The sequence below is a fragment of the Comamonas sp. FUJ_7 genome (genome assembly GCF_057369555.1).
On sequence record NZ_JBXXZI010000005.1, the window covers coordinates 113,866 to 139,725 of the forward strand.

At 59.2% G+C, this 25,860-nt stretch carries 31 protein-coding genes; 27 read left to right on the forward strand and 4 right to left on the reverse strand.

What is annotated here, in order from left to right:
• Positions 1–80: 80 nt before the first annotated feature.
• Positions 81–1,781, reverse strand: coding sequence for a GMC family oxidoreductase (locus AC2I9W_RS09165; RefSeq protein WP_486409689.1), 1,701 nt, complete (start codon positions 1,779–1,781; stop codon positions 81–83).
• Positions 1,782–2,100: 319 nt separating this feature from the next.
• On the opposite strand from AC2I9W_RS09165, the gene AC2I9W_RS09170 reads away from it, so the two are divergent.
• From AC2I9W_RS09170 to AC2I9W_RS09190, 5 genes are all read left to right on the forward strand, one after another.
• Entirely contained in the window at positions 2,101–3,195 is a 1,095-nt protein-coding gene (locus AC2I9W_RS09170; protein WP_486409845.1) for an MlaE family ABC transporter permease, read from the forward strand.
• A 123-nt stretch (positions 3,196–3,318) separates the two neighbouring features.
• Positions 3,319–4,179 carry an ABC transporter ATP-binding protein gene (locus AC2I9W_RS09175; protein ID WP_486409690.1) on the forward strand — a complete coding sequence of 287 codons (861 nt, stop codon included), beginning with the start codon at positions 3,319–3,321 and terminating at the stop codon, positions 4,177–4,179.
• Positions 4,179–5,138: an MlaD family protein gene (locus tag AC2I9W_RS09180; RefSeq protein WP_486409691.1), complete on the forward strand. Its 960-nt coding sequence runs from the start codon at positions 4,179–4,181 to the stop codon at positions 5,136–5,138. The genes AC2I9W_RS09175 and AC2I9W_RS09180 overlap by 1 nt, the downstream gene beginning before the upstream one ends.
• Before the next feature lie 28 nt (positions 5,139–5,166).
• The gene (locus tag AC2I9W_RS09185; protein ID WP_486409692.1) at positions 5,167–5,844 is read left to right on the forward strand and encodes an ABC-type transport auxiliary lipoprotein family protein; all 678 of its coding nucleotides are present in this window, start codon (positions 5,167–5,169) and stop codon (positions 5,842–5,844) included.
• Positions 5,845–6,005: 161 nt separating this feature from the next.
• Positions 6,006–6,503: a hemerythrin domain-containing protein gene (locus tag AC2I9W_RS09190; RefSeq protein WP_486409693.1), complete on the forward strand. Its 498-nt coding sequence runs from the start codon at positions 6,006–6,008 to the stop codon at positions 6,501–6,503.
• Between the two features lie 186 nt (positions 6,504–6,689).
• On the opposite strand, the gene AC2I9W_RS09195 is transcribed toward AC2I9W_RS09190, so the two are convergent.
• Entirely contained in the window at positions 6,690–7,337 is a 648-nt protein-coding gene (locus tag AC2I9W_RS09195; protein ID WP_158388802.1) for a MarC family protein, read from the reverse strand.
• A gap of 183 nt (positions 7,338–7,520) precedes the next feature.
• Here AC2I9W_RS09195 and AC2I9W_RS09200 point away from each other — a divergent pair, with 183 nt between their 5' ends.
• A complete protein-coding gene (locus AC2I9W_RS09200) occupies positions 7,521–8,213 on the forward strand; it encodes a dienelactone hydrolase family protein (RefSeq protein WP_486409694.1) in 693 nt (230 codons plus the stop codon).
• A 182-nt stretch (positions 8,214–8,395) separates the two neighbouring features.
• Here the strand turns inward: AC2I9W_RS09200 and AC2I9W_RS09205 are convergent, their stop codons facing one another.
• Both AC2I9W_RS09205 and hemB read right to left on the reverse strand, forming a co-directional pair.
• Positions 8,396–9,589 carry a magnesium transporter CorA family protein gene (locus tag AC2I9W_RS09205; protein WP_486409695.1) on the reverse strand — a complete coding sequence of 398 codons (1,194 nt, stop codon included), beginning with the start codon at positions 9,587–9,589 and terminating at the stop codon, positions 8,396–8,398.
• Between the two features lie 118 nt (positions 9,590–9,707).
• On the reverse strand, positions 9,708–10,718 hold the full coding sequence (gene hemB, locus AC2I9W_RS09210) for a porphobilinogen synthase (protein ID WP_486409696.1): 1,011 nt from the start codon (positions 10,716–10,718) through the stop codon (positions 9,708–9,710).
• A gap of 143 nt (positions 10,719–10,861) precedes the next feature.
• Between hemB and AC2I9W_RS09215 the strand changes: the two genes are divergently transcribed.
• The 21 genes from AC2I9W_RS09215 to AC2I9W_RS09315 all read left to right on the forward strand — a co-directional run bounded on the left by AC2I9W_RS09215 (position 10,862) and on the right by AC2I9W_RS09315 (position 25,746).
• Positions 10,862–11,278 carry a CopD family protein gene (locus tag AC2I9W_RS09215; RefSeq protein ID WP_486409697.1) on the forward strand — a complete coding sequence of 139 codons (417 nt, stop codon included), beginning with the start codon at positions 10,862–10,864 and terminating at the stop codon, positions 11,276–11,278.
• 57 nt (positions 11,279–11,335) lie between these two features.
• Positions 11,336–12,433 (forward strand): VanZ family protein, encoded by a 1,098-nt coding sequence (locus AC2I9W_RS09220; RefSeq protein ID WP_486409846.1) that lies wholly within the window; start codon positions 11,336–11,338, stop codon positions 12,431–12,433.
• A gap of 12 nt (positions 12,434–12,445) precedes the next feature.
• On the forward strand, positions 12,446–12,802 hold the full coding sequence (locus AC2I9W_RS09225) for a (2Fe-2S) ferredoxin domain-containing protein (RefSeq protein ID WP_486409698.1): 357 nt from the start codon (positions 12,446–12,448) through the stop codon (positions 12,800–12,802).
• Positions 12,803–12,881: 79 nt separating this feature from the next.
• Positions 12,882–13,520, forward strand: coding sequence for an alpha/beta hydrolase (locus AC2I9W_RS09230; RefSeq protein ID WP_486409699.1), 639 nt, complete (start codon positions 12,882–12,884; stop codon positions 13,518–13,520).
• A 150-nt stretch (positions 13,521–13,670) separates the two neighbouring features.
• Entirely contained in the window at positions 13,671–14,843 is a 1,173-nt protein-coding gene (locus tag AC2I9W_RS09235; protein WP_486409700.1) for a D-alanyl-D-alanine carboxypeptidase family protein, read from the forward strand.
• A 239-nt stretch (positions 14,844–15,082) separates the two neighbouring features.
• Entirely contained in the window at positions 15,083–15,460 is a 378-nt protein-coding gene (rpsL, locus tag AC2I9W_RS09240) for a 30S ribosomal protein S12 (protein ID WP_012202325.1), read from the forward strand.
• Between the two features lie 168 nt (positions 15,461–15,628).
• On the forward strand, positions 15,629–16,102 hold the full coding sequence (gene rpsG, locus AC2I9W_RS09245) for a 30S ribosomal protein S7 (RefSeq protein WP_003059438.1): 474 nt from the start codon (positions 15,629–15,631) through the stop codon (positions 16,100–16,102).
• Positions 16,103–16,248: 146 nt separating this feature from the next.
• Positions 16,249–18,357: an elongation factor G gene (gene fusA, locus AC2I9W_RS09250; protein WP_486409701.1), complete on the forward strand. Its 2,109-nt coding sequence runs from the start codon at positions 16,249–16,251 to the stop codon at positions 18,355–18,357.
• Positions 18,358–18,536: 179 nt separating this feature from the next.
• Positions 18,537–19,727 carry an elongation factor Tu gene (tuf, locus tag AC2I9W_RS09255; RefSeq protein ID WP_486409702.1) on the forward strand — a complete coding sequence of 397 codons (1,191 nt, stop codon included), beginning with the start codon at positions 18,537–18,539 and terminating at the stop codon, positions 19,725–19,727.
• Positions 19,728–19,752: 25 nt separating this feature from the next.
• Positions 19,753–20,064, forward strand: coding sequence for a 30S ribosomal protein S10 (rpsJ, locus tag AC2I9W_RS09260; protein ID WP_005796953.1), 312 nt, complete (start codon positions 19,753–19,755; stop codon positions 20,062–20,064).
• A gap of 210 nt (positions 20,065–20,274) precedes the next feature.
• On the forward strand, positions 20,275–20,949 hold the full coding sequence (rplC, locus tag AC2I9W_RS09265) for a 50S ribosomal protein L3 (RefSeq protein WP_486409703.1): 675 nt from the start codon (positions 20,275–20,277) through the stop codon (positions 20,947–20,949).
• Positions 20,949–21,572: a 50S ribosomal protein L4 gene (gene rplD / locus AC2I9W_RS09270; RefSeq protein WP_158388824.1), complete on the forward strand. Its 624-nt coding sequence runs from the start codon at positions 20,949–20,951 to the stop codon at positions 21,570–21,572. Before rplC ends, rplD begins: the two co-directional genes overlap by 1 nt.
• A complete protein-coding gene (rplW, locus tag AC2I9W_RS09275; RefSeq protein WP_003059415.1) occupies positions 21,569–21,883 on the forward strand; it encodes a 50S ribosomal protein L23 in 315 nt (104 codons plus the stop codon). The genes rplD and rplW overlap by 4 nt, the downstream gene beginning before the upstream one ends.
• 2 nt (positions 21,884–21,885) lie before the next feature.
• A complete protein-coding gene (rplB, locus tag AC2I9W_RS09280) occupies positions 21,886–22,710 on the forward strand; it encodes a 50S ribosomal protein L2 (RefSeq protein ID WP_158388826.1) in 825 nt (274 codons plus the stop codon).
• A gap of 10 nt (positions 22,711–22,720) precedes the next feature.
• Positions 22,721–22,996: a 30S ribosomal protein S19 gene (rpsS, locus tag AC2I9W_RS09285; RefSeq protein ID WP_003059413.1), complete on the forward strand. Its 276-nt coding sequence runs from the start codon at positions 22,721–22,723 to the stop codon at positions 22,994–22,996.
• 10 nt (positions 22,997–23,006) lie between these two features.
• The gene (rplV, locus tag AC2I9W_RS09290) at positions 23,007–23,339 is read left to right on the forward strand and encodes a 50S ribosomal protein L22 (protein WP_158388828.1); all 333 of its coding nucleotides are present in this window, start codon (positions 23,007–23,009) and stop codon (positions 23,337–23,339) included.
• A 16-nt stretch (positions 23,340–23,355) separates the two neighbouring features.
• Positions 23,356–24,216 (forward strand): 30S ribosomal protein S3, encoded by an 861-nt coding sequence (gene rpsC / locus AC2I9W_RS09295; RefSeq protein ID WP_486409704.1) that lies wholly within the window; start codon positions 23,356–23,358, stop codon positions 24,214–24,216.
• Positions 24,217–24,218: 2 nt separating this feature from the next.
• Positions 24,219–24,635 (forward strand): 50S ribosomal protein L16, encoded by a 417-nt coding sequence (rplP, locus tag AC2I9W_RS09300; protein ID WP_003059405.1) that lies wholly within the window; start codon positions 24,219–24,221, stop codon positions 24,633–24,635.
• A gap of 10 nt (positions 24,636–24,645) precedes the next feature.
• Complete coding sequence (gene rpmC / locus AC2I9W_RS09305) at positions 24,646–24,843, forward strand: 50S ribosomal protein L29 (protein ID WP_486409705.1); 198 nt, start codon at positions 24,646–24,648, stop codon at positions 24,841–24,843.
• Between the two features lie 9 nt (positions 24,844–24,852).
• Positions 24,853–25,122, forward strand: a complete 270-nt coding sequence (rpsQ, locus tag AC2I9W_RS09310; RefSeq protein WP_158388832.1) for a 30S ribosomal protein S17 — start codon at positions 24,853–24,855, stop codon at positions 25,120–25,122.
• A 117-nt stretch (positions 25,123–25,239) separates the two neighbouring features.
• Positions 25,240–25,746, forward strand: coding sequence for a redoxin family protein (locus tag AC2I9W_RS09315; protein ID WP_486409706.1), 507 nt, complete (start codon positions 25,240–25,242; stop codon positions 25,744–25,746).
• The last annotated feature ends 114 nt before the right edge of the window (positions 25,747–25,860 follow it).

Consider the following 25,860-nt stretch of genomic DNA (forward strand, 5'->3'; position numbering starts at 1 on the left):
GTTGACGCTTAAGTCATGAATTGGGGGGAGTCAGGTGCTCAGATGAGTCTGAAAACACCTTTGCTCCTTTCCGTACTTAATTACTCAAGCTCTGCCGGGGACACTTGTTCTGCCTCGCTGCGAATCCAGCCAGCTGCTTTTTCGGCCATCATCAGCGTCGGGCTGTTGGTGTTGCCGCTCGTGATGGTGGGCATGGCGCCTGCATCGACCACGCGCAGGCCCTGAACGCCGCGCACGCGAAAGCGGCTGTCCAGCACGGCCATGGGGTCGCTGCCCCTACCCATCTTGGTGGTGCCCACGGGGTGAAAGATGGTGGTGGCGATATCGCCAGCCAGGCGTGCCAGATCTTCATCGCTTTGATACTGCACGCCGGGCTTGAATTCTTCGGGCTGATAGCGGGCCAGTGCCGGCTGGCTGACGATGCGGCGCGTGACACGCAGGCTGTCGGCTGCGACCTGGCGGTCTTCGGCAGTCGATAGATAGCGCGGCGCAATGGCCGGAGCCTGTCGGAAGTCGGCACTTTGTAGCTGCACCGTGCCCCGGCTGGTGGGGTTGAGGTTGCAGACGCTGGCGGTGAATGCCGCAAAATTGTGCAATGGCTCGCCAAAGGCGTCGAGTGACAGTGGCTGCACGTGATATTCCAAGTTGGCGTGAGGCCGGGCGGGGTCGCTGCGCGTGAAGGCACCCAGCTGCGAGGGGGCCATGCTCATGGGGCCGCTGCGTTTGAGTGCGTACTCCAGACCCATGGCGGCCTTGCCCATCAGGCTGCTGGCCATGGTGTTGAGCGTCTTGGTGCCTTGCACCTTGTAGACGGAACGAATCTGCAAATGGTCTTGCAGATTGGCACCCACGCCGGGCAGATCGCGTCGCACTTCAATGCCGTGGCGCTGCAGCAGCTCGCCCGGGCCTATGCCCGAGAGCTGCAGAATCTGCGGCGAATTGACGGCACCGGCACACAGCAGCACCTCGCGCTCGGCATGGACGGTGACCATTTCACTGCCGGTCCAGACTTGCGCACCTGTGCAGCGCTGGCTGCCGTCAGGCAGGTCTTCCAACAGCAGGCGGCTGACCTGGGCATGGGTCCACATCTCAAAATTGGGGCGGCCATAGCAGGTAGGGCGCAAAAAAGCCTTGGCCGTGTTCCAGCGCCAACCGGCTTTCTGGTTGACCTCAAAATAGCCCACGCCTTCGTTGTCGCCGCAGTTGAAGTCGTCCGAGGCCGGAATGCCGGCTTGCTGCGCGGCTTGGGAAAATGCATCCAGAATGTCCCAGCGCAGGCGCTGACGTTCCACGCGCCATTCGCCATCCCCGCCCTGGCTTTTGTTGCCATGCAGGCGGCGAAATTCTTCGCTGACCTGGCCGATCTGCTCGGCATCCAGTCGCCAGTGATCTTCATGCTGGCGAAAGGCGGGCAGCACTTGCTCCCAGCGCCATGTGTCATCTCCCGTCAGACTGGCCCACTGCTCATAGTCGCGAGCCTGACCACGCATATAGATCATGCCGTTAATGCTGGAGCAGCCGCCCAGCGTCTTGCCGCGCGGGTAGCGCAGGCTGCGGCCGTTGAGGCCGGGATCGGCCTCGGTCTGATAGAGCCAGTCGGTGCGTGGGTTGCCTATGCAGTACAGATAGCCGACGGGGATGTGAATCCAGTGGTAATCGTCCTTGCGACCCGCTTCGATCAGCAGCACCCGGTGGTTTTTGTTTCGGGAAAGACGGTTGCACAGCAAGGAGCCTGCAGTGCCGCCGCCAATGATGATGTAGTCAAAAGTGGTGTCGCTCATGGGCAGAGATCAAGGGGCGGAACAGAAACCACAGGCAGAGCTTGTGGCCAATTAATTGTGCGGAGATGATTTGGGCTGTCGATAGGGAAAGCGCGCTGCTACTCTCTTTTTGGAAGCGGCTTGCGCTTTATGGTTGCGGGTTGGGGCCATTTTTTGATAAAAATTGCAGCAAATTGAGTGCAAGCTCGCGCTCGAGGCCTACGCGTCGCCGTTGTCGCCGATAGTTCTTCGGGCCTTGCCTCGCGTTATGCTGAGCGCCGCCCCGTCTTTGTTTTAGGAAGATTCTTTGTCCAGCACTGATTCAAACCCTCAATGCCCCATGCAGACCCTGGAAGGGCGGCCCTGGGCCGTACCTACGGGCCGCTGGAGCGCCGCCGAGCTGGGGGATCGCAGGCTCTGGCGACAGCTGGCGCCACAGCTCAAGGCGGTGCCTGCTGGCGCAGCTTGGGACCTGGAGCAGCTGCAGTGGCTGGATCATGTGGGTGCCCAGCTGCTGTGGGAGCGCTGGGGCAAACGCTGGCCTGAGCAGCTCAAGACCACCGGCAACCAGCGCGCCATGCTGGAGCGAGTGGCCCGGTTCAGCGATGTGCCCGAACCCAAGCCAGCGCCTTCGGGGTTAATGTGTCAGATCAACCGCCTGGGCCAGCTGGTCATCAATGCCCGTGGTCATTTCATGGGGTTGACGGAGCTGATCGGCCAGTTGCTGCTGGACTGCCTGCGCTTGCTGCGCAACCCGTTTCGGGGCCCCTGGCGCGATATTTCTGGGCACCTCTATGCGACGGGCACAACTGCCTTGCCCATTACGGCACTGGTGGGCTTCTTGATCGGTGTGGTGCTGGCTTACCTGATGGCGCTGCAGTTGCGCCAGTTCGGTGCAGAGTCGTTCATCGTCAATATCTTGGGCATTTCGCTGATTCGCGAGCTGGGGCCGTTGCTGGCCGCCATTTTGGTGGCAGGGCGCAGCGGCTCGGCCATTACGGCGCAGATCGGTGTGATGCGGGTGACGGAGGAGCTCGATGCCATGCAGGTCATGGGCATCTCCAAAGGGTATCGCCTGGTCATGCCACGGGCGCTGGCGCTGGCGATCTCCATGCCATTGATATCGCTGTGGACGATCCTGGCGTCGCTGGCAGGAGGTATGGTTGCGGCTGACCTGACCATGGACATCACGCCTTCGTACTTCTTTCAGTCTCTGCCGGGTGCCGTGCAGATTGGCAACCTGGGCCTGGCCATGGGAAAGTCCGTGGTGTTCGGGGTGCTGATCGCGCTGATTGGCTGCCACTGGGGGCTGAAGGTGGAGCCCAACACCCAGAGTCTGGGGCAGGGCACGACGGCATCGGTGGTGTCGTCCATCACCATGGTCATCATCGTGGATGCGATCTTCGCCGTCCTGTTTAGAAATGTGGGGTTTTAGCATGCAGTACCCCCTGAGTCGCTTCGCGCCTTCCCCCTCAAGGGGGACGACAGCCTTGGCTGCGGGACGCCCCTTGCTGGCTGTCTCTTGCTTGGGTTGTGGCTGTTTTGAAGAGGGGCGCGTATGGCGGCTGTGATGCAAAACCGCCTGATTGATGGCGCTGTCGGGGGCTATGCGCCGCCGCAGGATAAGGCGCCGTTGGTGCAGGCCAAGGATTTGTGGACCGAGTTTGGCTCGGGCGAGAATCGTTTTGCCGTGCATCAGGATTTGAATCTGGATGTCTATCCGGGCGAGATCTTGACGCTGGTGGGGGGGTCTGGAACGGGCAAGACCGTGCTGCTGCGCCAGATTTTGGGGCTGCTGACACCTTCGCGTGGGTCGGTGACGATTGATGGGCGGCCTTCGAAGGAGGTCATCAGCGGGGAGCTGGCGGCCAGCCACGTGGGTATGCTGTTTCAGCAGGGCGCCCTGTATTCGGCCTTCAATGTGCTGGACAACATTGCCTTTGCACTCCGGGAGCAGGGCACACTGCCCCAGGCGGTGGTGCGTGATGCGGCCATGGTCAAGCTGCAGATGGTGGGCCTCAAGCCCGAGCATGCCACGCGCATGCCTTCCGATCTGTCGGGCGGCATGATCAAGCGCGTGGCGCTGGCGCGTTCACTGATGATGGACCCACCGCTGCTGCTGCTGGATGAACCTACGGCGGGTCTGGACCCCAAGGGCTCGGACGAATTCTGCGATCTGTTACGCGATATCCATGCCGAGCTGGGGCTGACCGTGATCATGGTCACCCATGATCTGGACACGCTGTTTGCACTCTCCACCCGCGTGGCTGTGCTGGCGGAAAAGCGCGTACTGGTGACTGGTGCGCCACGTGATGTGGCCCTGGTCAAGCACCCGTTTATTGAACACTTCTTCCAGGGAGAGCGTGGCCGCCGCGCCATGGCCCCGGTGCAAGGCGGCGCGGCCGCAGAGGAAAGCTGATGGAAAACAAGTCCCATGCCATGGCTGCCGGCATTTTTGTGCTGGTAGTTGCAGCCCTGCTGGCAGGGCTGGCCGTCTGGCTCACGCGTGACAACCGTGAATACCAGCTCTATGAAATGTCTACCAAGGACGGGGTCAGTGGCCTGCAGCCTCAGGCCACGGTGCGCTACAAGGGCGTACCCGTGGGCAAGGTGGTGCGCATCAGCTTCGATCCCCAGATTTCCGGCAATGTGCTGATTCGCATTGCCGTGGGAGAAGATACGCCGGTGACTGCCACGACGTATGCCCAGCTCGGCTATCAGGGTGTGACAGGTCTGGCCCATATTCAGCTGGATGACGATGCCAGACTGAATCAGCATCTCAAGCCTGGCCCCAGCGGCCTGCCGCGCATGGTCATGAAATCTTCGCCGCTGAACATGCTCGCCGATCAGGGGCCGGTGTTGCTGGAGAGAGTGGACGAGATTTCTCGCCGCCTCAGCGCCATGCTGGGCGATGAGAACCAGAAGCATCTGAGCGATGCTTTGCAGAACATTGCCTCTGCGGCAGGCAGCGTCAATGAGCTGGCAGGCACCATGAACAAGGCGGCCGCGGGCTTCCCGCAGATCACTGCCGATGCCCACCAGACTCTGCAGTCGCTGACCAAGGCCGGTAATGCCGCTTCGGGAGTCGCGGGTGAGCTGCAGCAGACCGTGCGCCGTATCAACGCTCCCGATGGCCCGCTGGAGCAGATCGCAGCAGGCACGCAGTCGCTGACGGTTGCAGCCGATGCGTTGGGTCGCAGCACTTTGCCACGTGTCAACCGCGCTGCGGATGACTTTTCACGTGCTTCGCGCAACCTGAGCAATATGGCCAGCCGTATCGGCGACAACCCGCAGTCCGTTCTTTACGGCTCGGGTGTGGGCCTCCCCGGTCCTGGCGAGCCCGGTTTTGCCGCGCCGGCCGCTGCCCCAGCTCACTGAGCGGGTGGCTTCATCTACAGGAAATCTTATGGCTCAAGTTATGAACCTTTCTTCAGGACTGATGCGCGTTGCCGGCGTGTCTGCCGTAGCGCTGGTGTTGGCGGCCTGCTCGGCGCTTCCCACGCCGCCCACACAGCACACTCGCTACGATCTGGGTGTCACCGATACCACTGTGCCCATGGCGACTGCTGCAGCACCTCTCGTGGCTCCGCCTCCGCTGGTGCTGGCCGAAGTGCAGACCCCGGCCGGTGCGGACAACTCCACGGCCATGCTTTATCGCCTGGGCTATGCGGACAGCCAGGAGCAGCGCGCCTATCAACATGCGCGCTGGACTTTGCCGCCTGCCCAGATGCTGGAGCAGCGCTTGCGCACCCGCCTGGCTCTGGAGCGGCCGGTGCTGTCGGAAAAGGACAACCTCAGCCCCAACCCCAGCGATACGCGCCCGCTGGGACTGCTGCGTCTGGAGATTGTGGAGTTCAGCCAAGTCTTTGATAGCGCCAGCAGCAGCCAGGCCGTGGTGCGACTGCGCGCCAGCCTGATTGGCCAAGACCGGCGTGGCGGCAATGTGTTGCTGGGCCAGCAACTGTTCAGTGCGCAAACGCCTGCCACTACGGGCGATGCTGCGGGCGGCGCGCGAGCCATGGCTAGCAGTGTGGACAAGCTGACCATCGAACTCAGCAACTGGCTGCAGCGCCAAGGCCGGTAAACAGGCTGTCATCACCACAAGCCCTGCAGATGCAGGGCTTTTTTGTGGGTGCTTGATCTGGCGTGTCTGCGCGGCGCTGCTTTGCTGATATGGGTCAATGGGTGGTGGCGTTGATCTTTCTAAGCTGCGAATTCCGCAACTCGCAAAGCAAAGGAATCGCTATGGCTAGCCTGGAATGGACTGCTGCTCTGATGTTGGACTTTCCCGCCATGGATTCGGTGCATGAGGAATTCGTCACCCTGCTGGCGCAGGTAGAAGCGGCGGGCGATGCGCAGCTGTGCCTGTTGTGGGACGAATTGATTGCCCATACCCAGCAGCACTTTGATCAGGAAGATCGCTGGATGCAGACCACAGGCTTTGCCACGGGCAACTGCCACAGCCAGCAGCACAAGGTCGTTTTGGCTGTCATGCGCGAAGGTGCCGCCAAGGGCGCGCAGGGTGAGCTGAGCACCATTCGCCATATGGCCGCCGAGCTAGGCCCCTGGTTCAGCCACCATGCCCAGAACATGGACGCCGCCCTGGCCTTGCACATGCGCCGAGCGGGCTTTGACCCGGTCAGCGGCGAAGTGCTGATGCCCGAAGCCCTGCCCACTGAGCCCATCACCGGCTGTGGTGGCGCCTGCAGCACCACCGAGCGCAAAGAAGAAGCGATCGCTTAAAACTGGCTCGCACCTCTCAAGGGCGTTGAGCTAGAGCTGTCCTGCAGGAATGCCCCTGATCTCCGAACTGGGCACGCCCCAAGTCAGAGACAGCAAGCAAGCGCCGTCGCGCAGCGAAGCTGTCGTCCCCCTTCCATAGCGCGCAGCGCATAGAGAAAGGGGGAAGCCGCAAAGCGGCTCAGGGGGTTACGGATAAATAGCCGGCGAAGCCAGAATCGGGAAGATCTTGATCAACCCGCCGGCCATCACTTCAATGGCCAGGGCCGCCAGAATCAGCCCCATGAGGCGTGTCATGACGTTGATGCCGGTTCTGCCCAGCACGCGGGCAATCGGGTCGGCCAGAGAGAAGCACACCATGATGGCTGCGGCAACCACCACGCCATAGCCGACCAGCGCCACATGCTGCCAGATGGTGCGCGCCTGATCGGCGTAGATCACCACGGTGGACATGGCGGCGGGCCCGGTCAGCAGCGGTATGGTCAGCGGCACCACGGCAATGCTGTTGCCCTCGGCGGCTTTTTCGACACCGGCTTCCAGTGTGGCGTTGTTCGGGCGATCTTCGGCGGGGCGTGAGTTCAGCATGTTCATCGCGCTGATCAGCAGCAGCAGGCCGCCGCCCACCTGAAAGCTCTGCAGCGAGATATTGAAGAACTGCAGAATCTGCAGCCCCAGCAGTGCGCAGACCGCAATCACGCAGAACGCGGCAAAGGCTGCGGTGCGAATGGTCTGCCAGCGCTGCTCGGCATTGAAGCCGGCCGTGTAATGGATAAAGAACGGAATAATGGCCAGCGGGTTGATGATGGCCACCAGGGTGATCAGCGGCTTGAGGTCCATTACAGCGCGCCTCCGGGGATGGCGGGCATCTTGCGACAGTCGGCCTGGGCGGTGGCTGGAATACCTTGCATGCACACTCCTGTGAAAAAATGGCCCTCGTCCTCGACGCGGCAACTGCCATTACAGCACTGCTAGGTGCTGGCGTCGCTGATTTTCCCTTGAACAATATGAAGGAGCTTTGCAATGGGTAGCTTTGTTGAACTGACGGCCGTGGACGGTGTGAAAACTCCTGCGTATGTCGCCATGCCAGAAGGTGCCCCGCGCGGTGCCATCGTGGTGCTGCAGGAGATTTTTGGCGTGAACTCGCACATCCGCTCCGTGGCGGACCGTTATGCCGCGCAAGGCTATGTGGCCGTGGCTCCTGCCATGTTTGCCCGCGTCAAGCCTGATGTAGAACTGGGTTACACCGAGGCCGACATGACGGCGGGTTTTGCCCTCAAGACCGCAGTGGAAGCCTTGCCTGAGCCCGGTGCGCTGCGCGATGTAGAAGCGGCTGTGGCCCATGCCGCAACGCTGGTGCCCGGTGGCAAGATCGGTGTGGTGGGATTTTGCTGGGGTGGGCTCATGACCTGGCGCTCGGCCTGCAGGCTGCCCAGTGTCTCGGCGGCAGTCTGCTACTACGGTGGCGGCATGACGGGCGTGCAGGAAGCCAGCCGTCAGGCGCTGTGCCCGGTGCTGGCGCACTTCGGCACCAAGGATCACTACATCTCGCTGGAGTCTGTGGAAGCCTTCAAAAAGGCGCAGCCAAAGGTGGAAGTACAGATCTATGAAGCCGATCACGGCTTCAACTGCGACCAGCGTGGCTCGTACAACGAAGCTGCTGCAGTAGTCGCTAACGAGCGCACCCTGGCCTTCTTCAAGCAGCATCTGGGCTGATAGAAGTATCAAAACAATAGCTGCTAGCGCTTTATGTAAAAGCGTTAGCAGCTATTTTTATTCAAACTATGGGTCAAGCTACAAGGCGCGTACTGCCCCATTGCAAGACAGCGAGGAAGGGCAGCCCCGCACCGAGGCTGTCGTCCCCCTCCCGAAGAGAGAGGGGGAAGGCGCGCAGCGCCTCAGGGGGTGTCCCTGTCTTCACTTTCCAGATAGCGGCGACGCCAGAAGTAGGCCACCAGCACCACGGTAATCACGACCATGGAGAACAAGGCCCAGATAAAGCCGTCCTTGGTGTGCACAAAGGGGATGAATTCGAAGTTCATGCCGAAGATGCCTGCAATCAGGTTCAGTGGCAAAAAGATGGCCGTCACCGTGGTCAGCGTGCGCATGATGTCGTTGGCGCGGTTGCTCTGGGCCGAGAAGTGCATTTGCACGGCGGTCTCGGCGCTTTGCTCCATGCGGTGAATATGGTGGGTGACACGCTCGATATGTTCGAGCACGTCGCGTGAGCGCACGCGCAGCAGCTCGCGCTCATGCTGGCGCGCCGGGGTTTGCTCGGGCGGCCAGCCTTCCAGCGCCTCGGTCCAGTCCTGCACGGCGGCGCGCTGGTCTTCGCAGATCTCATCGAGCTGGTGCAGCGCAAGACGTACATCGAGCACGCTGGCCCAGTTGCTAAAGCGCTTGTTGGGCTTGAGCAATGCAATCTGCCAATGATCGATCTGGCGTGTGAGCGTGCGGCGCAGGTCCAGGTAACCATCGACCATGGAGTTGACCATGCGCAGCATCAGGTCGGCAGGCTCGACCGGCATCTTGCTGCTTTGCTGGCGGCCTTCGACTTTGACAGGGCCGGAGATCAGGCGTTGCCAGAAGTTGTCCTGCACAAAGCATTCATCCGGGTGTACGGACAGCAGCAGCTGGTCATACAGGGCAAAGCCCACGGGCTGTGTTTCAACGCGCTGCAGTATGGGGGCAGCTGCCGGGGCGTGTGAGGGCGGCGGGGCGCTGGCTGTTTCTGTGTGGGTGGCCTGCGGTGTTGGGCCTGGTGTGGGAGCTGGTGCAGTGGGGCTTGTCGCTGCAGCGAGCTTCCCTGTCAGCGGCGGCAGGTGGGCATTGGCCAGGCGGCGAAACACCAGCACGTCATACACCGAGGTGTAGTCGTAGTTGGAGGGAATGGCGGGGTTCAGCAAGTCCGAGACATGCAAGTCCACCAGGGCCGAGCCGCCCAGCCGGCTCAGCATGGTCTGTATAGCGGGCAGTTGTGCCTCCAGCTCCGAGCGTGTGCAGGAAACCCAGTAAAACCCCGTGGTAGCGGCCTGTGTGGGCAGCTCGTCAACAGGCTGGGCGTAGAGGGGGGAGATGTGCAGCACGCGCATGGGATGGGGCAACCTCGGGAGTTGATGCAGAAACGGCCTGGGCAAAGCCCAAGCCGTCAAATAATGCCTGAAATGGCCTCAGGCGCAAGCAGCGCTTGCGCTGATAGCTATCAATTTTTTACAGGCCGCGCAGCTTTTTGGCAGCGTCAATGGCGAAGTAGGTCAGAATGCCGTCGGCTCCGGCGCGCTTGAAGGCCAGCAGGGCTTCCATCATCACCTGATCGTGGTCCAGCCAGCCGTTGGCGGCTGCGGCCTTGATCATGGCGTATTCGCCAGAGACCTGATAGGCGAAGGTGGGCACCTTGAACTCGTCCTTGACGCGGCGCACCACGTCCAGGTAGGGCATGCCGGGCTTGACCATGACCATGTCCGCGCCTTCGGCAATGTCTTGCGCCACTTCGCGCAGGGCTTCGTCGGTGTTGGCGGGGTCCATCTGGTAGACGTTCTTGTCGGCCTTGCCCAGTGCGCCGCGCGTACCCACGGCATCACGGAAGGGGCCGTAGAAGGCGCTGGCGTACTTGGCGCTGTAGGCCATGATGCGGGTGTGGATGTGGCCTTGCAGTTCCAGCGCTTCGCGGATGGCGCCGATGCGGCCATCCATCATGTCGCTGGGCGCGACCATGTCCACGCCGGCTTCGGCATGGGCCAGGGCCTGACCGACCAGCACTTCCACGGTGTCGTCGTTGATGATGTAGCCGCTCTCGTCGAGGATGCCGTCCTGGCCGTGGCTGGTATAGGGGTCCAGAGCCACGTCGGTCATCACGCCCAGCTGGGGAAACTCTTTTTTCAGGGCGCGCACCACGCGGGGGATCAGGCCGTCGGGGTTCAGGGCTTCCTTGCCATCAGGGGTCTTGAGGTTGGCCTCAATGGCGGGGAACAGCGCCAGATAGGGGATCTCCAGCTTCACGCACTCTTCGGCCACGGGCAGCAGCAGATCCAGGCTCAGGCGGTCCACGCCGGGCATGGAGGGCACGGCCTCGCGCTTGTTGCTGCCTTCGTGCACGAACACGGGGTAGATGAAGTCGTGCGACGTCAGCACGCTCTCACGAACCAGATTGCGGGTGAAAGCATCGCGGCGCAGACGGCGGGGGCGATTCTGGGGAAAAGGAGTAGGGCTGGACAAATGCATGGGGAAAATTGTGCCCCATTCGCCATGGTTTGGCTTGCCGGTGCGTGACTATTCCATGATGACGGGCGCATGAAAGTGGGGGCGTGAAGTAAAGACGCGGCTTGCAGCGGACAGGGCGGGGCGCAGGCCTTTACACTGGCCCCATGCTATGGGTTAAAGCCTTTCACATCGTTTTTGTCGCCAGCTGGTTTGCTGGTCTGTTCTATCTTCCGCGCATTTTTGTCAACATCGCCATGGTCACGCCGGGCTCTGTGGCAGAGCGCGAGCGCCTGCTGCTGATGGGCCGCAAGCTGCTGCGCTTTACGACCATGCTGGCTGTGCCCGCTCTGGGCTTGGGCCTGTGGCTGTGGCTGGGCTGGGGCTTTTCGGGCGGCTGGCTGCATGCCAAGCTGACCGTGGTACTGCTGGTCATCGGCTACCACCACAGCTGCGCCGTGCTGCTGCGCAAGCTGGCGGACAACACCTGCCACAAAAGCCACCGCTGGTTCCGTTTCTATAACGAGGTGCCGGTGCTGCTCTTGGTCGCTGCCGTGATCCTGGTGGTGGTCAAGCCTTTTTAAGTGTGGTGCAGAGAGTGGGAAGTGACCGTGTCTGAATCCGCAGTGCCGGTAATCTCCATGCGACAGACCTCGGCCTGGCCGCTGGCGCTGGTCTATAGCCTGCTCATTGTGTTTGCCAGCCTTTTCCCGTTCGATGGCTGGCGTGCACAGGGCATTGATCCGCGGGTGTTTCTGTTTGCCAAGATTCCGCCGCCTTACTGGACCTGGTTCGACGTCAACACCAATATCGCCGGCTATGCGCCGCTGGGCTTTTTTCTGGCCTTGGCTTTGATGCGCTCGGGCCAGCCCCGGTGGGCGGTGCCGCTGGCGTTTGTGGCGGGTACCTTGCTGTCGCTGTGCATGGAGTTCTTGCAGATTTATCTGCCGCGCCGAGTTCCCTCGAATCTGGATCTGGCGCTGAATTCAGGCGGTGCCTTGATCGGTGCCTTGCTCGCGGCCTTGCTGGAAAAGCTGGGCGTGCTGTCGCGCTGGAGCGCGTTTCGTCACCAATGGGTGGGCGAGGGCGGCGCTGGCGTTCTGGTGCTGCTGGCGCTGTGGCCGTTTGCGCTGCTGTTCCCGGCTGCGGTCCCCTTTGGGTTGGGGCAGGTGCTGGAGCGTGTCGACGAGACCTTGCAGGACTGGTTGTTGAACACGCCTTTCGAGGCCTGGTTGCCGCTGGGCGACTTTGCCATGACGCCGCTGTCGCTTGCATCGGAGATGCTGTGCGTCATGCTGGGGCTGTGGATTCCTTGTCTTCTAGCGTATTGCGCCATTGCCGGCATGGGGCGGCGCATAGTGGCCGGTTTGCTGCTGCTGGTGGCCGGTGTGGGGGTGACTGCGTTGTCGGCGGCGCTGAGCTGGGGGCCGATGCATGCCTGGGAGTGGGTGAACTTGCCAGTGCGCCTGGGTATCTGGGGAGGACTGGGTCTGGCTGTCATTGCCCTGCCAGCCTCGCGCCGTATGTGCGCCGTGCTATTGCTTTTGGTGCTGGTGCTACACCTGAGCATACTTAATCAAGCTCCGACCGATGTGTACTTTGCCCAGACTCTGCAAGCCTGGGAGCAGGGGCGCTTCATCCGCTTTTACGGTCTGGGTCAATGGCTGGGCTGGCTCTGGCCTTACGTGACGCTGGCGTATGTAGTGACCCGACTCTCGCGCCGCGAGCAGCCTGCCTAGAATGGCTTCACTATGAGTGACACCCAGAATCAAGACAACGCCGGTGGCTACTATCAGCGCCACATCTTTTTTTGCCTGAATGAGCGTCCCAATGGCGAGGATTGCTGTGCACTGCATGGTGCCAAGGCAGGTTTTGACCATTGCAAGCGCCGCGTCAAAGAGGAAGGCCTGGCTGGCAAAGGGCAGGTGCGCGTGAACAAGGCCGGTTGCCTGGATCGCTGTGCAGGCGGCCCGGTTGCGGTGGTTTATCCCGAAGGTACCTGGTACACCTTTATCGACGACAGCGACATCGATGAAATCGTGGACTCCCACCTCAAGAATGGCAAGGTGGTGGACCGCCTGGTACTTCCTGATAGCGTAGGACGCTGATTCCATAAGGAACTCACGGCAGTTTATTGCCTCTATCTAATATAGATAAGCGCTACAAGCTATAACTAGGATAGCAATCGTGAACTCCCAGACTGAACGACTGACTCTTGCCGGCGGTGCCGGTGTCATCGAAGCCTTGCGCGATGCCCCGCAGCTCGCCGATGGACAGGCGCCCAAAGGCGTAGCCATCATCGCTCACCCCCACCCGCTGTTTGGCGGCACCATGGACAACAAAGTGGTCCAGACTCTGGCCCGTGCTTTTGTGCAGTGTGGCTATACGGCGGTGCGATTCAACTTTCGCGGTGTGGGTGCCAGTGCGGGTGAGCATGATGCCGGCATAGGTGAGGCTCAGGATATGCTGGCCGTGGTGCAGCAGGTTGCGCCCGAGGGGCCGATTGCTTTGGCCGGCTTTTCCTTCGGCGCTTTTGTGACCAGTCATGCGCTGGCCCAGCTATGGCCAGAAGGCCGTGTGCAAAAGACCGTACTGGTCGGCACGGCTGCCAGCCGCTTCAATGTGGCGTCTATTCCTGCCGATGCGCATGAGCAGACGCTGGTGATTCATGGCGAGGCGGACGACACGGTCGAGCTGTCTGCCGTGATGGACTGGGCGCGTCCGCAGATACTGCCTGTTACCGTGATTCCGCAGGTCGGGCATTTCTTTCACGGACAATTACCTCTGCTCAAGAGTCTGGTGGTGCGCCACCTGAAATCCCAGTAATAGCCTGTCAAGATCCCTTGATCCAAGTGAACTGCGGCAGCCTCTTCACAGAACTATTTTCATAGCGCCAAGCCAAGGTATATCCTTGGCTTTGGCCGTTTTGGCGGTAAATTTTCCGCACTCACCTTTGCTTTAGCGAGAGTCGTCTTTATGAAGCCTATCTACTCCACACTGCGTGTTCTGGCCGTTGCAGCCGCTGTGGCACCTGTGTTTGCCATGGCGCAGGTGGCGGCGCCTGTACCCCCCGAAATCGCTGCCCGTAACTATCTGTTGGTGGATGTGACCGCAGGTCAGATACTGGGAGCCAAAGATATTGATGCTCCGGTAGAGCAGGCATCTCTGACCAAGCTGATGACCGCTTATGTGGTGTTCGACGCCCTGCGTGCCAAGAAGATCACGCTGGAGCAGCGCATGCCCGTGAGCGAGCGCGCTTGGAAGATGCCGGGTTCGCGCATGTTCATCGACCCCAAGATGCAGGTGCCCGTCAACGATTTGATTAGCGGCATGATCGTCCAGTCCGGCAACGACGCGACCATGGCGCTGGCTGAAGCTGTGGGCGGCACGGCCGAGAACTTCGTCAAGATGATGAATGACCAGGCGCAGGCTCTGGGCATGAAGGGCACAAGCTACAAGAACCCCGAAGGTCTGACAGAGCCCGGTCACCTGACGACGGCGCGCGATCTGTCTGTTCTGGCGCAGCGCTTGATGCATGACTTCCCCGAGTACATGCACTACTACGCCACCAAACACTACGCTTATCCGGGCACGCCTGCCTCCAACGGCAACAACCGCAATACGCTGCTGTTTCGTGATCCCACTGTGGATGGATTGAAGACCGGACATACCAACGCCGCTGGCTACTGCCTGGTGGCGACGGCCAAGCGCGACCTGCCCAATGTGGGCCAGCGTCGACTGCTCTCCATCGTGCTGGGTACGGCCAGCGAAAAGGCTCGCGCCAACGAAAGCCAGAAGTTGCTGAACTGGGGCTATACCGCCTATGACGCGGTCAAGCTGTTCGATGCTGACCAGCCCGTGGCCACGCCTTCGGTCTGGAAGGGTTCTGCCAATGTCGTCAAGATCGGCAAGGCCGATGGTGCCGTGGTAGTGACTGTTCCTTCGGGGATGGGTGGCAAGCTGACCACCGAAGTCGTGCGTCAGGATCCGCTGATTGCGCCTATTGCCAAGGGACAGTCCATGGGGGTGCTCAAGGTCAAGTCGGGTGCCGATGTGGTGGCTGAAGTGCCGCTGGTGGCGCTTGAGGCGGTCGAGCAAGCGGGCTTCTTTGGCCGTCTGTGGGACACGATTCGCCTCTGGATCAAGTAATTTCCAGACCGGCGAAAAGCGCTTCTTCATCGGTTTTTGCCCTGGGGTAGTGATGCGAGGGGGAGCCAGCTCGCTGCGGGGATATTGTCCGCAGGGAGTTGTGCGGATCTTTGCAAGCTGGTACATTCGAGGGCTTTTCGGAATTTCCGAAGGGATTCACGTTTCCGCTCAAGCACTTGTTTTTGCGGATAAACCTTTTGCTTTCACGAAGCAAATTCACGTTTAGGGACGTTTAATTAATGCCAACCATTAACCAACTCGTGCGTCAGGGCCGCACGGTAGAAGTTGTTAAATCCAAGAGCCCTGCTATGGAAAACTGCCCCCAACGCCGTGGCGTGTGCACTCGTGTGTACACCACCACTCCTAAGAAGCCTAACTCGGCTCTGCGTAAGGTGGCTAAGGTTCGTCTGACCAACGGTTTCGAAGTAATTTCGTACATCGGCGGTGAAGGCCACAACCTGCAAGAGCACAGCGTTGTGCTGGTGCGCGGCGGACGTGTGAAGGACTTGCCTGGTGTGCGTTACCACATCGTGCGCGGTTCTCTTGACCTGCAAGGCGTCAAGGATCGTAAGCAGTCCCGCTCCAAGTACGGTGCCAAGAAGCCTAAGGCTAAGTAATCAGCCCTGGTTTTTTGAAAACAAACGGTGTTTGATTCGCCTGACTGGCGCGGTCAAACGTAGTGGCCCTGAACACAAGTGTTTTGTGCGGGTCGAGTAAGTGAGAGTTTTGAATGGCTCTCGCGGTATCTGAAAAGATGCCAACTGAAGCAAAGATAGAGGTAAAAAATGCCACGTCGTCGCGAAGTCCCCAAACGTGAAATCCTGCCGGATCCTAAGTTCGGCAATGTAGAGCTGTCCAAATTCATGAACGTGATCATGGAAGGCGGCAAGAAGGCGGTTGCTGAGCGCATCATTTACGGCGCTCTGGACCTGATCGAGAAGAAGCATCCCGGCAAGGATCCTCTGGAAGCTTTCGTTGTTGCCATCAACAACGTCAAGCCCATGGTCGAAGTGAAGTCCCGCCGCGTGGGCGGTGCTAACTACCAAGTGCCCGTGGAAGTGCGTCCTGTTCGTCGTCTGGCTCTGGCCATGCGCTGGATCAAGGAAGCCTCGCGCAAGCGCGGTGAGAAGTCCATGGCTCAACGCCTGGCCAACGAACTGCTGGAAGCCACCGAAGGCCGTGGCGGCGCCATGAAGCGTCGTGACGAAGTGCACCGTATGGCCGAAGCCAACAAGGCTTTCAGCCACTTCCGCTTCTAATCGGAATCTCGCTCGAGATGCAGGGCCGCATGCAAAAACATTGCTGCGGCCTTGTGTCGATTTTGAGTGCCCCCATATAGAATTGCTGTCCCCTGCGCACAAGGTGGGCAAGGCAGTACTCCCATACGATCAAGCAAGGATCAATCATGGCTCGCAAGACCCCCATCAGCCGTTATCGCAACATCGGTATTTCGGCCCACATTGACGCAGGCAAGACAACGACTTCCGAACGTATCCTGTTCTATACAGGTGTGACCCACAAGCTGGGTGAAACCCACGAAGGCTCTGCTACCACCGACTGGATGGAGCAAGAGCAAGAGCGCGGTATCACGATTACTTCGTCGGCCGTGACCTGCTTCTGGAAGGGTATGGACCTGTCCCGCCCCGAGCACCGCATCAACATTATTGACACCCCCGGCCACGTGGACTTCACCATTGAAGTGGAGCGTTCCATGCGCGTGCTGGACGGCGCTGTGATGGTTTACTGCGCTGTGGGTGGCGTGCAGCCCCAGTCCGAAACTGTGTGGCGTCAAGCTAACAAGCACAAGGTGCCTCGTCTGGCCTTCGTGAACAAGATGGACCGTACCGGCGCCAACTTCTTCAAAGTGGTGGAAGGCATGAAGACTCGCCTGAACGCCAACCCTGTGCCTATCGTGATCCCAATCGGTGCTGAAGACAACTTCCAGGGCGTGGTCGACCTGTTGAAGATGAAGGCCATCATCTGGGATGAGGCTTCGCAAGGCATGAAGTTCGAATACCGTGACATCCCCGCTGAGCTGGTGGACACGGCCAACGAATGGCGCGAAAAGATGATCGAGTCGGCTGCCGAAGCTTCGGAAGAGCTGATGAACAAGTACCTGGAAGAAGGTACTCTGACTGAAGAAGAGATCACTGCTGGTCTGCGTCAGCGCACCATCGCTACCGAAATCCAGCCCATGCTGTGCGGTACCGCGTTCAAGAACAAGGGTGTGCAGCGCATGCTGGACGCCGTGCTGGACTTGCTGCCTGCTCCTACCGACATTCCCGACGTTGCAGGTACCGATCCTGATGACGAAGAAAAGAAGCTGTCGCGTAAGGCTGATGATGCTGAGAAGTTCTCGGCTCTGGCATTCAAGTTGATGACCGACCCCTTTGTTGGTCAGCTGACTTTCGTGCGCGTTTACTCTGGCGTTCTGACCAAGGGTGAAACTGTTCTGAACTCTGTGAAGGGTAAGAAAGAGCGTATCGGCCGTATCGTGCAGATGCACGCCAACGAGCGTCAGGAGGTCGAAGAAATTCGTGCTGGTGACATCGCTGCCTGCGTGGGTCTGAAGGATGTGACGACCGGTGAAACCCTGTGCGCACTGGATGCACCTATCGTGCTGGAGCGCATGGTCTTCCCTGAGCCCGTGATTGCACAGGCTGTGGAGCCAAAGTCCAAGGCTGACCAGGAAAAGATGGGTATTGCCCTGTCGCGTCTGGCTGCCGAAGATCCTTCCTTCCGCGTGCGCACCGACGAAGAATCCGGTCAGACCATCATCGCCGGTATGGGCGAGCTGCACCTGGACATCATCATTGACCGCATGAAGCGCGAGTTCAACGTGGAAGCCAACGTGGGTAAGCCCCAGGTGGCCTACCGCGAAACCGTGCGCAGCACCGTCAAGGATGTGGACGGCAAGTTCGTTCGTCAGTCCGGTGGTAAGGGTCAATACGGCCACGTGGTGTTCACGCTGGAGCCTCAAGAAGCCGGTAAGGGCTTCGAGTTCGTCGACGAAATCAAGGGCGGTGTGGTTCCTCGCGAATACATCCCTGCAGTGCAGAAGGGTGTGGAAGAAGCTCTGACTTCTGGCGTGCTGGCTGGCTACCCTGTGGTGGACGTCAAGGTTCGCTTGACTTTCGGCTCGTACCACGATGTGGACTCGTCCGAAATGGCGTTCAAGATGGCCGCTATCTTCGGTTTCAAGGAAGCTGCTAAGAAGGCCAACCCCGTGATCCTCGAGCCCATGATGGCCGTGGAAGTGGAAACGCCTGAAGACTACGCCGGTACCGTGATGGGTGACCTGTCTTCACGCCGTGGCATGGTCCAGGGTATGGACGACATGGTTGGTGGCGGCAAGGCCATCAAGGCTGAAGTGCCTCTGTCCGAGATGTTCGGCTACGCCACTCAGCTGCGCTCCATGACTCAAGGTCGTGCCAGCTACACCATGGAGTTCAAGCACTACGCTGAAGCTCCTCGTAACGTGGCTGAAGCCATCGTTGCTGCCCGCGCCAAGTAATTAGCGCAGGTTTGACGAATCGGTCATAATCCCCGGTTCTGATCGCGACAGCTCCTTGTGGGCTGTCGCGATTTTTGCCGGTCTGCGATCCCATGCCGTCCTGTCTCCTGTGCGGGGCGAATCAGCAATGAGGTGCAGACCTTAAACATCACACAGGTTTTTGCTCTTTCGGAGAAATCATGGCAAAAGAAAAATTCGAACGTACCAAGCCCCACGTGAACGTGGGCACCATCGGTCACGTTGACCACGGTAAGACCACCCTGACTGCTGCTATCGCTACTGTGCTGTCCAAGCACTTCGGCGGCGAAGCTAAGGACTACTCGCAAATCGACGCGGCTCCTGAAGAAAAGGCTCGTGGTATCACCATCAACACTTCGCACGTCGAGTACGAAACCGCTACTCGTCACTACGCTCACGTTGACTGCCCCGGTCACGCTGACTATGTGAAGAACATGATTACTGGTGCTGCCCAGATGGACGGCGCTATCTTGGTTTGCTCCGCTGCTGACGGCCCCATGCCCCAGACTCGCGAGCACATCCTGCTGTCGCGTCAGGTGGGCGTGCCTTACATCATCGTGTTCCTGAACAAGGCCGACCTGGTGGACGACGAAGAACTGCTGGAACTGGTCGAAATGGAAGTGCGCGAGCTGCTGTCCAAGTACGACTTCCCCGGTGACGACACTCCCATCATCCGCGGCTCCGCTCGTCTGGCTCTGGAAGGCGACCAATCCGACAAGGGTGAGCCCGCTATCCTGAAGCTGGCAGAAGCTCTGGACTCCTACATCCCCACTCCCGAGCGTGCTGTTGACGGCGCATTCGTGATGCCTGTGGAAGACGTGTTCTCCATCTCCGGTCGCGGCACTGTGGTGACCGGCCGTATCGAGCGCGGTATCATCAAGGTCGGCGAAGAAATCGAAATCGTTGGTATCACTGACACCGTCAAGACCACTGTGACCGGCGTGGAAATGTTCCGCAAGCTGCTGGACCAGGGTCAAGCTGGTGACAACGTGGGTCTGCTGCTGCGCGGCACCAAGCGTGAAGACGTGCAGCGCGGCCAAGTGCTGTGCAAGCCCGGCTCCATCAAGCCCCACACCAACTTCACTGCTGAAGTTTACGTGCTGTCCAAGGACGAAGGCGGTCGCCACACTCCTTTCTTCAACAACTACCGTCCTCAGTTCTACTTCCGTACAACTGACGTGACCGGCTCCATCGAACTGCCCGAAGGCAAGGAAATGGTGATGCCTGGTGATAACGTGTCGATCACTGTGAAGCTGATTGCTCCTATCGCTATGGAAGAAGGTCTGCGCTTCGCTATCCGCGAAGGTGGTCGTACTGTTGGTGCCGGTGTGGTTGCCAAGATCATTGCTTAATTCTTAGAAAAGCTAGGAATTAACAATGTCTAAGCAAAAGATCCGTATCCGCCTGAAGGCCTTCGACTACAAGCTGATCGATCAGTCTGCAGCCGAGATCGTGGACACCGCCAAGCGCACTGGCGCGATTGTCAAGGGTCCCGTGCCCCTGCCAACACGCATGAAGCGCTTCGACATCCTGCGTTCGCCACACGTCAACAAGACCAGCCGCGACCAGCTCGAAATCCGCACACACCAGCGTCTGATGGACATCGTTGACCCCACCGACAAGACGGTTGACGCCCTGATGAAGCTGGACCTGCCCGCAGGTGTGGACGTCGAAATCAAACTGCAATAAGAGTTTTGGAGGCCGCTGAGGAATGCCTCAGTGGCTTTTAAGGGTCTTTGTTTAACGCGAACTTGCTCTAAAAGGCAGTTCGCGTTAAACTTTGGGGCTTCGCCTTTGATGCGAAGTTTTATTAACCTTCTTTTGTGTGCTAGGCCTCAAGGTTAGGGCACAACGCTGGGCCAATTGCAGTTTCAGCGGCAAAAGTTTTGGAGCAAACAAATGAGTCTGAGCAACTCCCTGGGGTTGCTGGGTCGCAAGGTGGGCATGATGCGTCTGTTCACTGATGATGGGGACGCAGTGCCTGTCACAGTGGTGGATGTTTCTAACAACCGCGTGACTCAGGTCAAAACCCAAGAGAACGATGGCTATGTGGCCTTGCAGGTCACTTTCGGTGCACGCAAGGCTTCTCGCGTGACCAAGCCAGTCGCTGGCCACCTCGCTAAGGCAGGTGTTGAAGCCGGTGAAGTGACCCGTGAATTCCGCGTGACCGATGAAACCGCTGGCAAGTACGCCGCTGGTGCCGTTCTGCCTGTGGCTGAACTGTTCAGCGTTGGCCAGAAGGTGGACGTGCAAGGCACTTCCATCGGTAAGGGCTACGCCGGCACGATCAAGCGTCACAACTTCGGTTCGCAGCGCGCATCGCACGGTAACAGCCGTTCGCACAATGTCCCCGGCTCGATCGGTATGGCACAAGACCCCGGTCGTGTGTTCCCCGGCAAGAAGATGACCGGCCACATGGGCGACGAAACCGTCACTACTCAAAACCTCGATGTGGTTCGTATCGACGAAACACGTCAACTGCTGTTGATCAAGGGTGCCATTCCTGGCGCCAAGGGTGGCTTCGTTTCCGTGCGCCCCGCAATCAAGGCTAAAGCTTCCAAAGGAGCGAACTAATGCAGCTCGAACTCCTGAATGAACAAGGCCAGGCTGCATCCAAGGTGGATGCTCCCGAGACTGTGTTCGGTCGTGAATTCAACGAAGATCTGGTTCACCAGCTGGTGACTGCCTACCGTGCCAACGCACGTCAAGGCACTCGCGCCCAGAAGGACCGTGAACAAGTGCGTCACACCACTGCCAAGCCTTTCAAGCAAAAGGGTACAGGCCGTGCACGTGCTGGTATGTCCTCCTCGCCCCTGTGGCGTGGCGGCGGTCGCATCTTCCCCAACCTGCCTGAAGAAAACTTCGCGCAGAAGATCAACAAGAAGATGTACCGCGCTGGTATGGCTTCCATCCTTTCTCAGCTGGCCCGCGAAGGTCGCCTGGCTGTGGTGGAATCCCTGAAGCTGGATACCCCCAAGACCAAGGTGCTGGCAGACAAGTTCAAGGCTATGAACCTGTCTTCGTCGGTGATGGTGATCGCTGAAGAAATCGACGAGAACCTGTACCTGGCATCCCGCAATCTGAAGAACGTGTTCGTGGTTGAGCCGCGCTATGCAGACCCCGTGTCTCTGGTGCACTACAAGAAAGTGCTCGTCACCAAGGGTGCGATCGACAAACTCAAGGAGATGTTCGCATGAGCACTACCAAGTTTGACGAAGGTCGTCTGATGCAAGTGCTGGTCGCTCCCATCGTGTCCGAAAAGGCCACTCTGGTTGCTGAAAAGTCCAACGCTGTGACATTCAAGGTGCTGCAGAACGCTACCAAGCCCGAAATCAAGGCCGCTGTGGAATTGATGTTCAAGGTTGAAGTTGCTGGCGTGTCTGTGGTGAACACCAAGGGCAAGACCAAGCGCTTTGGCAAGACCGTGGGCCGTCGCGACAACGTTCGCAAGGCATACGTGATGCTCAAGCCCGGTCAAGAGCTGAACCTGTCTGGGGAGGCTGCGTAATCATGGCTGTTATCAAGCTCAAACCTACGACCCCCGGCCAACGCGGCGCGGTGAAGGTTACTCGCGATCACCTGCACAAGGGTGAGGGCTTTGCCCCCCTGCTGGAATCTCAGTTCCAGAAGGCTGGTCGTAATAACAACGGTCACATCACAACTCGCCACAAGGGCGGTGGTCACAAGCACCACTACCGCGTGGTGGACTTCAAGCGCAACAAGGACGGTATCCCCGCCAAGGTTGAACGCATTGAATACGACCCCAACCGTACCGCTCACATCGCTCTGGTGTGCTATGCAGACGGCGAGCGTCGTTATGTGATCGCTCCTCGCAACCTGGAAGTCGGCGCCACTATCATCAGCGGCTCTGAAGCTCCTATCCGCGTGGGCAACACCCTGCCTATCCGCAACATCCCCGTGGGCTCGACCATCCACTGCATCGAACTGAAGATCGGTGCTGGTGCTCAGATCGCTCGTTCGGCTGGTACATCCGCTACGCTGCTGGCCCGTGAAGGCATCTACGCTCAAGTGCGTATGCGTTCCGGCGAAGTGCGCAAGGTGCACATCGAATGCCGCGCCACCATCGGTGAAGTTGCTAACGAAGAACACAGCCTGCGCCGTCTGGGCAAGGCCGGTGTGAAGCGTTGGATGGGTATTCGTCCTACCGTCCGCGGTACGGTCATGAACCCTGTCGATCACCCGCACGGTGGTGGTGAAGGTAAGACCGGTGAAGGCCGTCACCCAGTTGACCCATGGGGCAATCTGACGAAGGGCTACCGCACCCGTAACAACAAGCGCACACAGACAATGATCGTGTCGCGCCGTAAAAAGTAAGGGGTAGCAAATGACTCGTTCTCTTAAAAAGGGTCCGTTTGTTGACCATCACTTGCTGGCAAAGGTCGAGAAGGCCATCGCCACCAAGGACAAGAAGCCAGTGAAGACCTGGTCGCGTCGCTCCATGGTTCTGCCCGAGTTCATCGGTCTGACCATCGCCGTGCACAACGGCAAGCAACACGTGCCGGTTTATGTGACTGACCAAATGGTTGGCCACAAGCTGGGTGAATTCGCGCTGACTCGTACCTTCAAGGGTCACCCTGCGGACAAGAAAGCCAAGAAGTAAGGAATAGAACATGTCTGAAACACGTGCTGTTCTCCGTGGCGTCCGCCTGTCTGTTGACAAGGGTCGCCTGGTCGCGGATCTGATCCGCGGCAAGAAGGTGGATCAAGCTCTGAACATTCTGACTTTCACACAGAAAAAAGCTGCTGTGATCGTGAAGAAGGTTCTGGAATCCGCTATCGCCAACGCTGAGCACAACGACGGCGCCGATATCGACGAACTGAAGGTCAAGACCATCTTCGTCGAACAAGGCACCACGCTCAAGCGCTTTACCGCTCGCGCCAAGGGCCGCGGCAACCGCATCAGCAAGCCTACCTGCCACATCTACGTGACAGTGGGTAACTGAGGCCTTAAGGAAGAATATGGGACAGAAAATCCATCCTACCGGCTTCCGTCTGGCGGTGAGCCGCAACTGGGCAAGCCGCTGGTACGCTAGCAACCGTGACTTTGCAGGCATGCTGGCCGAAGACATCAAGGTGCGTGAGTACCTGAAGGCCAAGCTGAAGAACGCCGCCGTGGCGCGCGTTCTGATCGAGCGTCCTGCCAAGAACGCCCGCATCACTATTTTCTCGGCTCGTCCGGGCGTGGTGATCGGCAAGAAGGGCGAAGACATCGAGAACCTGAAGAAGGAACTCGCTACTCGTCTGGGCGTGCCTGTTGCAGTGAACATCGAAGAAGTGCGCAAGCCCGAAATCGATGCCAAGCTGATCGCTGACTCCATCTGCCAGCAGCTGGAAAAGCGCATCATGTTCCGTCGCGCCATGAAGCGTGCGATGCAGAACGCCATGCGTCTGGGTGCTCAGGGCATCAAGATCATGTCTTCTGGTCGTCTGAACGGTATCGAAATTGCTCGTACCGAGTGGTATCGCGAAGGCCGCGTGCCTCTGCACACTCTGCGTGCTGACATCGACTACGGCTTCTCCGAAGCCAAGACGACATACGGCATCATTGGCGTGAAGGTCTGGGTCTACAAGGGTGATACCTTGGGCCGCAACGATCTGCCCGCCGTGGAAACGCCCCGTCCTGAAGACGAGCGCCGTCCTCGTGGTCCCCGTCGCGACGGTCGTCGTGATGGTGCTGGCCGCGGTGGCCGTCGTCCCGCAGGCACCAATGCCGCTCCTGCCGATGGCAGCGACAAGCCTGCTGGCGCTGGTGCTGATTCCGTTAAGCGCGTTCGTAAGGCTGACGCGCCCGCTACAGCAGCGGACGGTAAAGGAGAATAACCATGCTGCAACCTGCACGCCGCAAGTTCCGTAAGGAACAAAAAGGCCGCAACACCGGCATCGCTACTCGTGGCAACTCCGTTGCTTTCGGCGATTTCGGTTTGAAGTCTACTGACCGTGGTCGTTTGACCGCACGCCAGATCGAAGCTGCACGTCGTGCAATTTCCCGTCACGTCAAGCGTGGTGGTCGTATCTGGATCCGCGTGTTCCCGGACAAGCCAATCTCTACCAAGCCCGCCGAAGTGCGTATGGGTAACGGTAAGGGCAACCCCGAGTACTACGTGGCCGAAATCCAGCCCGGTAAGGTGATCTACGAAATCGTGGGTGTGCCTGAAGAGCTGGCCCGTGAAGCGTTCCGCCTGGCTGCTGCAAAGCTGCCTCTGCGTACGACCTTCGTGTCCCGTCACATTGGTGCTTAAGGAGATCAACATGACGAAATCTGCTGAACTCCGCCAAAAAGACGTGGCTGGTCTGGAAGCTGAAGTGAAGTCCCTGCAAAAGGCTTACTTCGGTCTGCGCATGCAAAAGGCCACGCAACAACTGGGCAACACTGCGACGATCAAGGCTACTCGCCGCGACATCGCTCGTGCCAAGACCATCCTTGCTGAAAAGCAAGCCGCCAAGTAAGGAGCCGACATGACGGAAGCTAAAACATCCCTCAAGCGCACCTTGATTGGCAAGGTGGTGAGCGACAAGCGTGCAAAGACTGTGACTGTGTTGGTGGAGCGTCGTGTGATGCACCCCATCTACGGCAAGATCATGATCAAGTCGAGCAAGTACCATGCACACGACGAGCAAGGTGAATTCAAGATGGGTGACACCATCGAAATCACCGAGAGCCGTCCTCTGTCCAAGACCAAGAACTGGGTTGCTACCCGCTTGGTGCAAAAGGCTGGTCTGGTGTAAGCCTAAGGGCCTCCATCGGCTGCAACGCCTCTAAAAACGACCCACAATGCGTGGGTCGTTTTTTTATTTGGGCCGCCAATTCCGGTAGCCCATGCTGATGCAACCAAGGAGAAATTCATGATTAAAGTTGGAGACACACTGCCCGCCGTCACGCTGACCGAGTATGTGGAAGTGCAAGGCAATGGCTGCAGCATTGGCCCCAACCCCGTGAAGCTGCCCGAAGCTCTGGCTGGCAAGACGGTCGCGCTGTTCGCCGTGCCCGGTGCTTTCACGCCCACCTGCTCTGAAAAGCATCTGCCTGGCTATGTGCAACAGGCTGCCGAGCTCAAGGCTGCTGGTGTGGACGAAATCTGGTGCCTGTCCGTGAACGACGCCTTTGTCATGGGTGCCTGGGGCCGTGATCAGAAGGTGGACGGCAAGGTGCGCATGATTGCTGACGGCGATGCTGCTTTTGCCAAGGCGACGGGCCTGACGCTGGATCTGAATGGCAAGGGCCTGGGTCTGCGTGCCAACCGCTTCTCCATGCTGGTCAAGGACGGCAAGGTCGTGACGCTGAACGTGGAAGGCCCTGGCAAGTTTGAAGTCAGCGATGCCGCCACCCTGCTGGCCCAAGCTAAGGCCTGAGTGCCCGTTGCTCTCATTCTGAAATGAGAGCGCTTACCGCTTGACAGTCTTAAGTTTCAGCATTGTTTCAATCTGAAATTCAATGGTGGTTGGCGGTGAATGCTTCTGAAATCA

Excerpts from the sequence above, each read along its gene's own strand:
- AC2I9W_RS09165 (WP_486409689.1), bottom strand. The coding sequence starts at position 1,781 with ATGAGCGACACCACTTTTGACTACATCATCATTGGCGGCGGCACTGCA.
- AC2I9W_RS09170 (WP_486409845.1), top strand. The coding sequence starts at position 2,101 with ATGCAGACCCTGGAAGGGCGGCCCTGGGCCGTACCTACGGGCCGCTGG.
- AC2I9W_RS09175 (WP_486409690.1), top strand. The coding sequence starts at position 3,319 with ATGGCGGCTGTGATGCAAAACCGCCTGATTGATGGCGCTGTCGGGGGC.
- AC2I9W_RS09180 (WP_486409691.1), top strand. The coding sequence starts at position 4,179 with ATGGAAAACAAGTCCCATGCCATGGCTGCCGGCATTTTTGTGCTGGTA.
- AC2I9W_RS09185 (WP_486409692.1), top strand. The coding sequence starts at position 5,167 with ATGGCTCAAGTTATGAACCTTTCTTCAGGACTGATGCGCGTTGCCGGC.
- AC2I9W_RS09190 (WP_486409693.1), top strand. The coding sequence starts at position 6,006 with ATGGCTAGCCTGGAATGGACTGCTGCTCTGATGTTGGACTTTCCCGCC.
- AC2I9W_RS09195 (WP_158388802.1), bottom strand. The coding sequence starts at position 7,337 with ATGGACCTCAAGCCGCTGATCACCCTGGTGGCCATCATCAACCCGCTG.
- AC2I9W_RS09200 (WP_486409694.1), top strand. The coding sequence starts at position 7,521 with ATGGGTAGCTTTGTTGAACTGACGGCCGTGGACGGTGTGAAAACTCCT.
- AC2I9W_RS09205 (WP_486409695.1), bottom strand. The coding sequence starts at position 9,589 with ATGCGCGTGCTGCACATCTCCCCCCTCTACGCCCAGCCTGTTGACGAG.
- hemB (WP_486409696.1), bottom strand. The coding sequence starts at position 10,718 with ATGCATTTGTCCAGCCCTACTCCTTTTCCCCAGAATCGCCCCCGCCGT.
- AC2I9W_RS09215 (WP_486409697.1), top strand. The coding sequence starts at position 10,862 with ATGCTATGGGTTAAAGCCTTTCACATCGTTTTTGTCGCCAGCTGGTTT.
- AC2I9W_RS09220 (WP_486409846.1), top strand. The coding sequence starts at position 11,336 with ATGCGACAGACCTCGGCCTGGCCGCTGGCGCTGGTCTATAGCCTGCTC.
- AC2I9W_RS09225 (WP_486409698.1), top strand. The coding sequence starts at position 12,446 with ATGAGTGACACCCAGAATCAAGACAACGCCGGTGGCTACTATCAGCGC.
- AC2I9W_RS09235 (WP_486409700.1), top strand. The coding sequence starts at position 13,671 with ATGAAGCCTATCTACTCCACACTGCGTGTTCTGGCCGTTGCAGCCGCT.
- rpsL (WP_012202325.1), top strand. The coding sequence starts at position 15,083 with ATGCCAACCATTAACCAACTCGTGCGTCAGGGCCGCACGGTAGAAGTT.
- rpsG (WP_003059438.1), top strand. The coding sequence starts at position 15,629 with ATGCCACGTCGTCGCGAAGTCCCCAAACGTGAAATCCTGCCGGATCCT.
- fusA (WP_486409701.1), top strand. The coding sequence starts at position 16,249 with ATGGCTCGCAAGACCCCCATCAGCCGTTATCGCAACATCGGTATTTCG.
- tuf (WP_486409702.1), top strand. The coding sequence starts at position 18,537 with ATGGCAAAAGAAAAATTCGAACGTACCAAGCCCCACGTGAACGTGGGC.
- rpsJ (WP_005796953.1), top strand. The coding sequence starts at position 19,753 with ATGTCTAAGCAAAAGATCCGTATCCGCCTGAAGGCCTTCGACTACAAG.
- rplC (WP_486409703.1), top strand. The coding sequence starts at position 20,275 with ATGAGTCTGAGCAACTCCCTGGGGTTGCTGGGTCGCAAGGTGGGCATG.
- rplD (WP_158388824.1), top strand. The coding sequence starts at position 20,949 with ATGCAGCTCGAACTCCTGAATGAACAAGGCCAGGCTGCATCCAAGGTG.
- rplW (WP_003059415.1), top strand. The coding sequence starts at position 21,569 with ATGAGCACTACCAAGTTTGACGAAGGTCGTCTGATGCAAGTGCTGGTC.
- rplB (WP_158388826.1), top strand. The coding sequence starts at position 21,886 with ATGGCTGTTATCAAGCTCAAACCTACGACCCCCGGCCAACGCGGCGCG.
- rpsS (WP_003059413.1), top strand. The coding sequence starts at position 22,721 with ATGACTCGTTCTCTTAAAAAGGGTCCGTTTGTTGACCATCACTTGCTG.
- rplV (WP_158388828.1), top strand. The coding sequence starts at position 23,007 with ATGTCTGAAACACGTGCTGTTCTCCGTGGCGTCCGCCTGTCTGTTGAC.
- rpsC (WP_486409704.1), top strand. The coding sequence starts at position 23,356 with ATGGGACAGAAAATCCATCCTACCGGCTTCCGTCTGGCGGTGAGCCGC.
- rplP (WP_003059405.1), top strand. The coding sequence starts at position 24,219 with ATGCTGCAACCTGCACGCCGCAAGTTCCGTAAGGAACAAAAAGGCCGC.
- rpmC (WP_486409705.1), top strand. The coding sequence starts at position 24,646 with ATGACGAAATCTGCTGAACTCCGCCAAAAAGACGTGGCTGGTCTGGAA.
- rpsQ (WP_158388832.1), top strand. The coding sequence starts at position 24,853 with ATGACGGAAGCTAAAACATCCCTCAAGCGCACCTTGATTGGCAAGGTG.
- AC2I9W_RS09315 (WP_486409706.1), top strand. The coding sequence starts at position 25,240 with ATGATTAAAGTTGGAGACACACTGCCCGCCGTCACGCTGACCGAGTAT.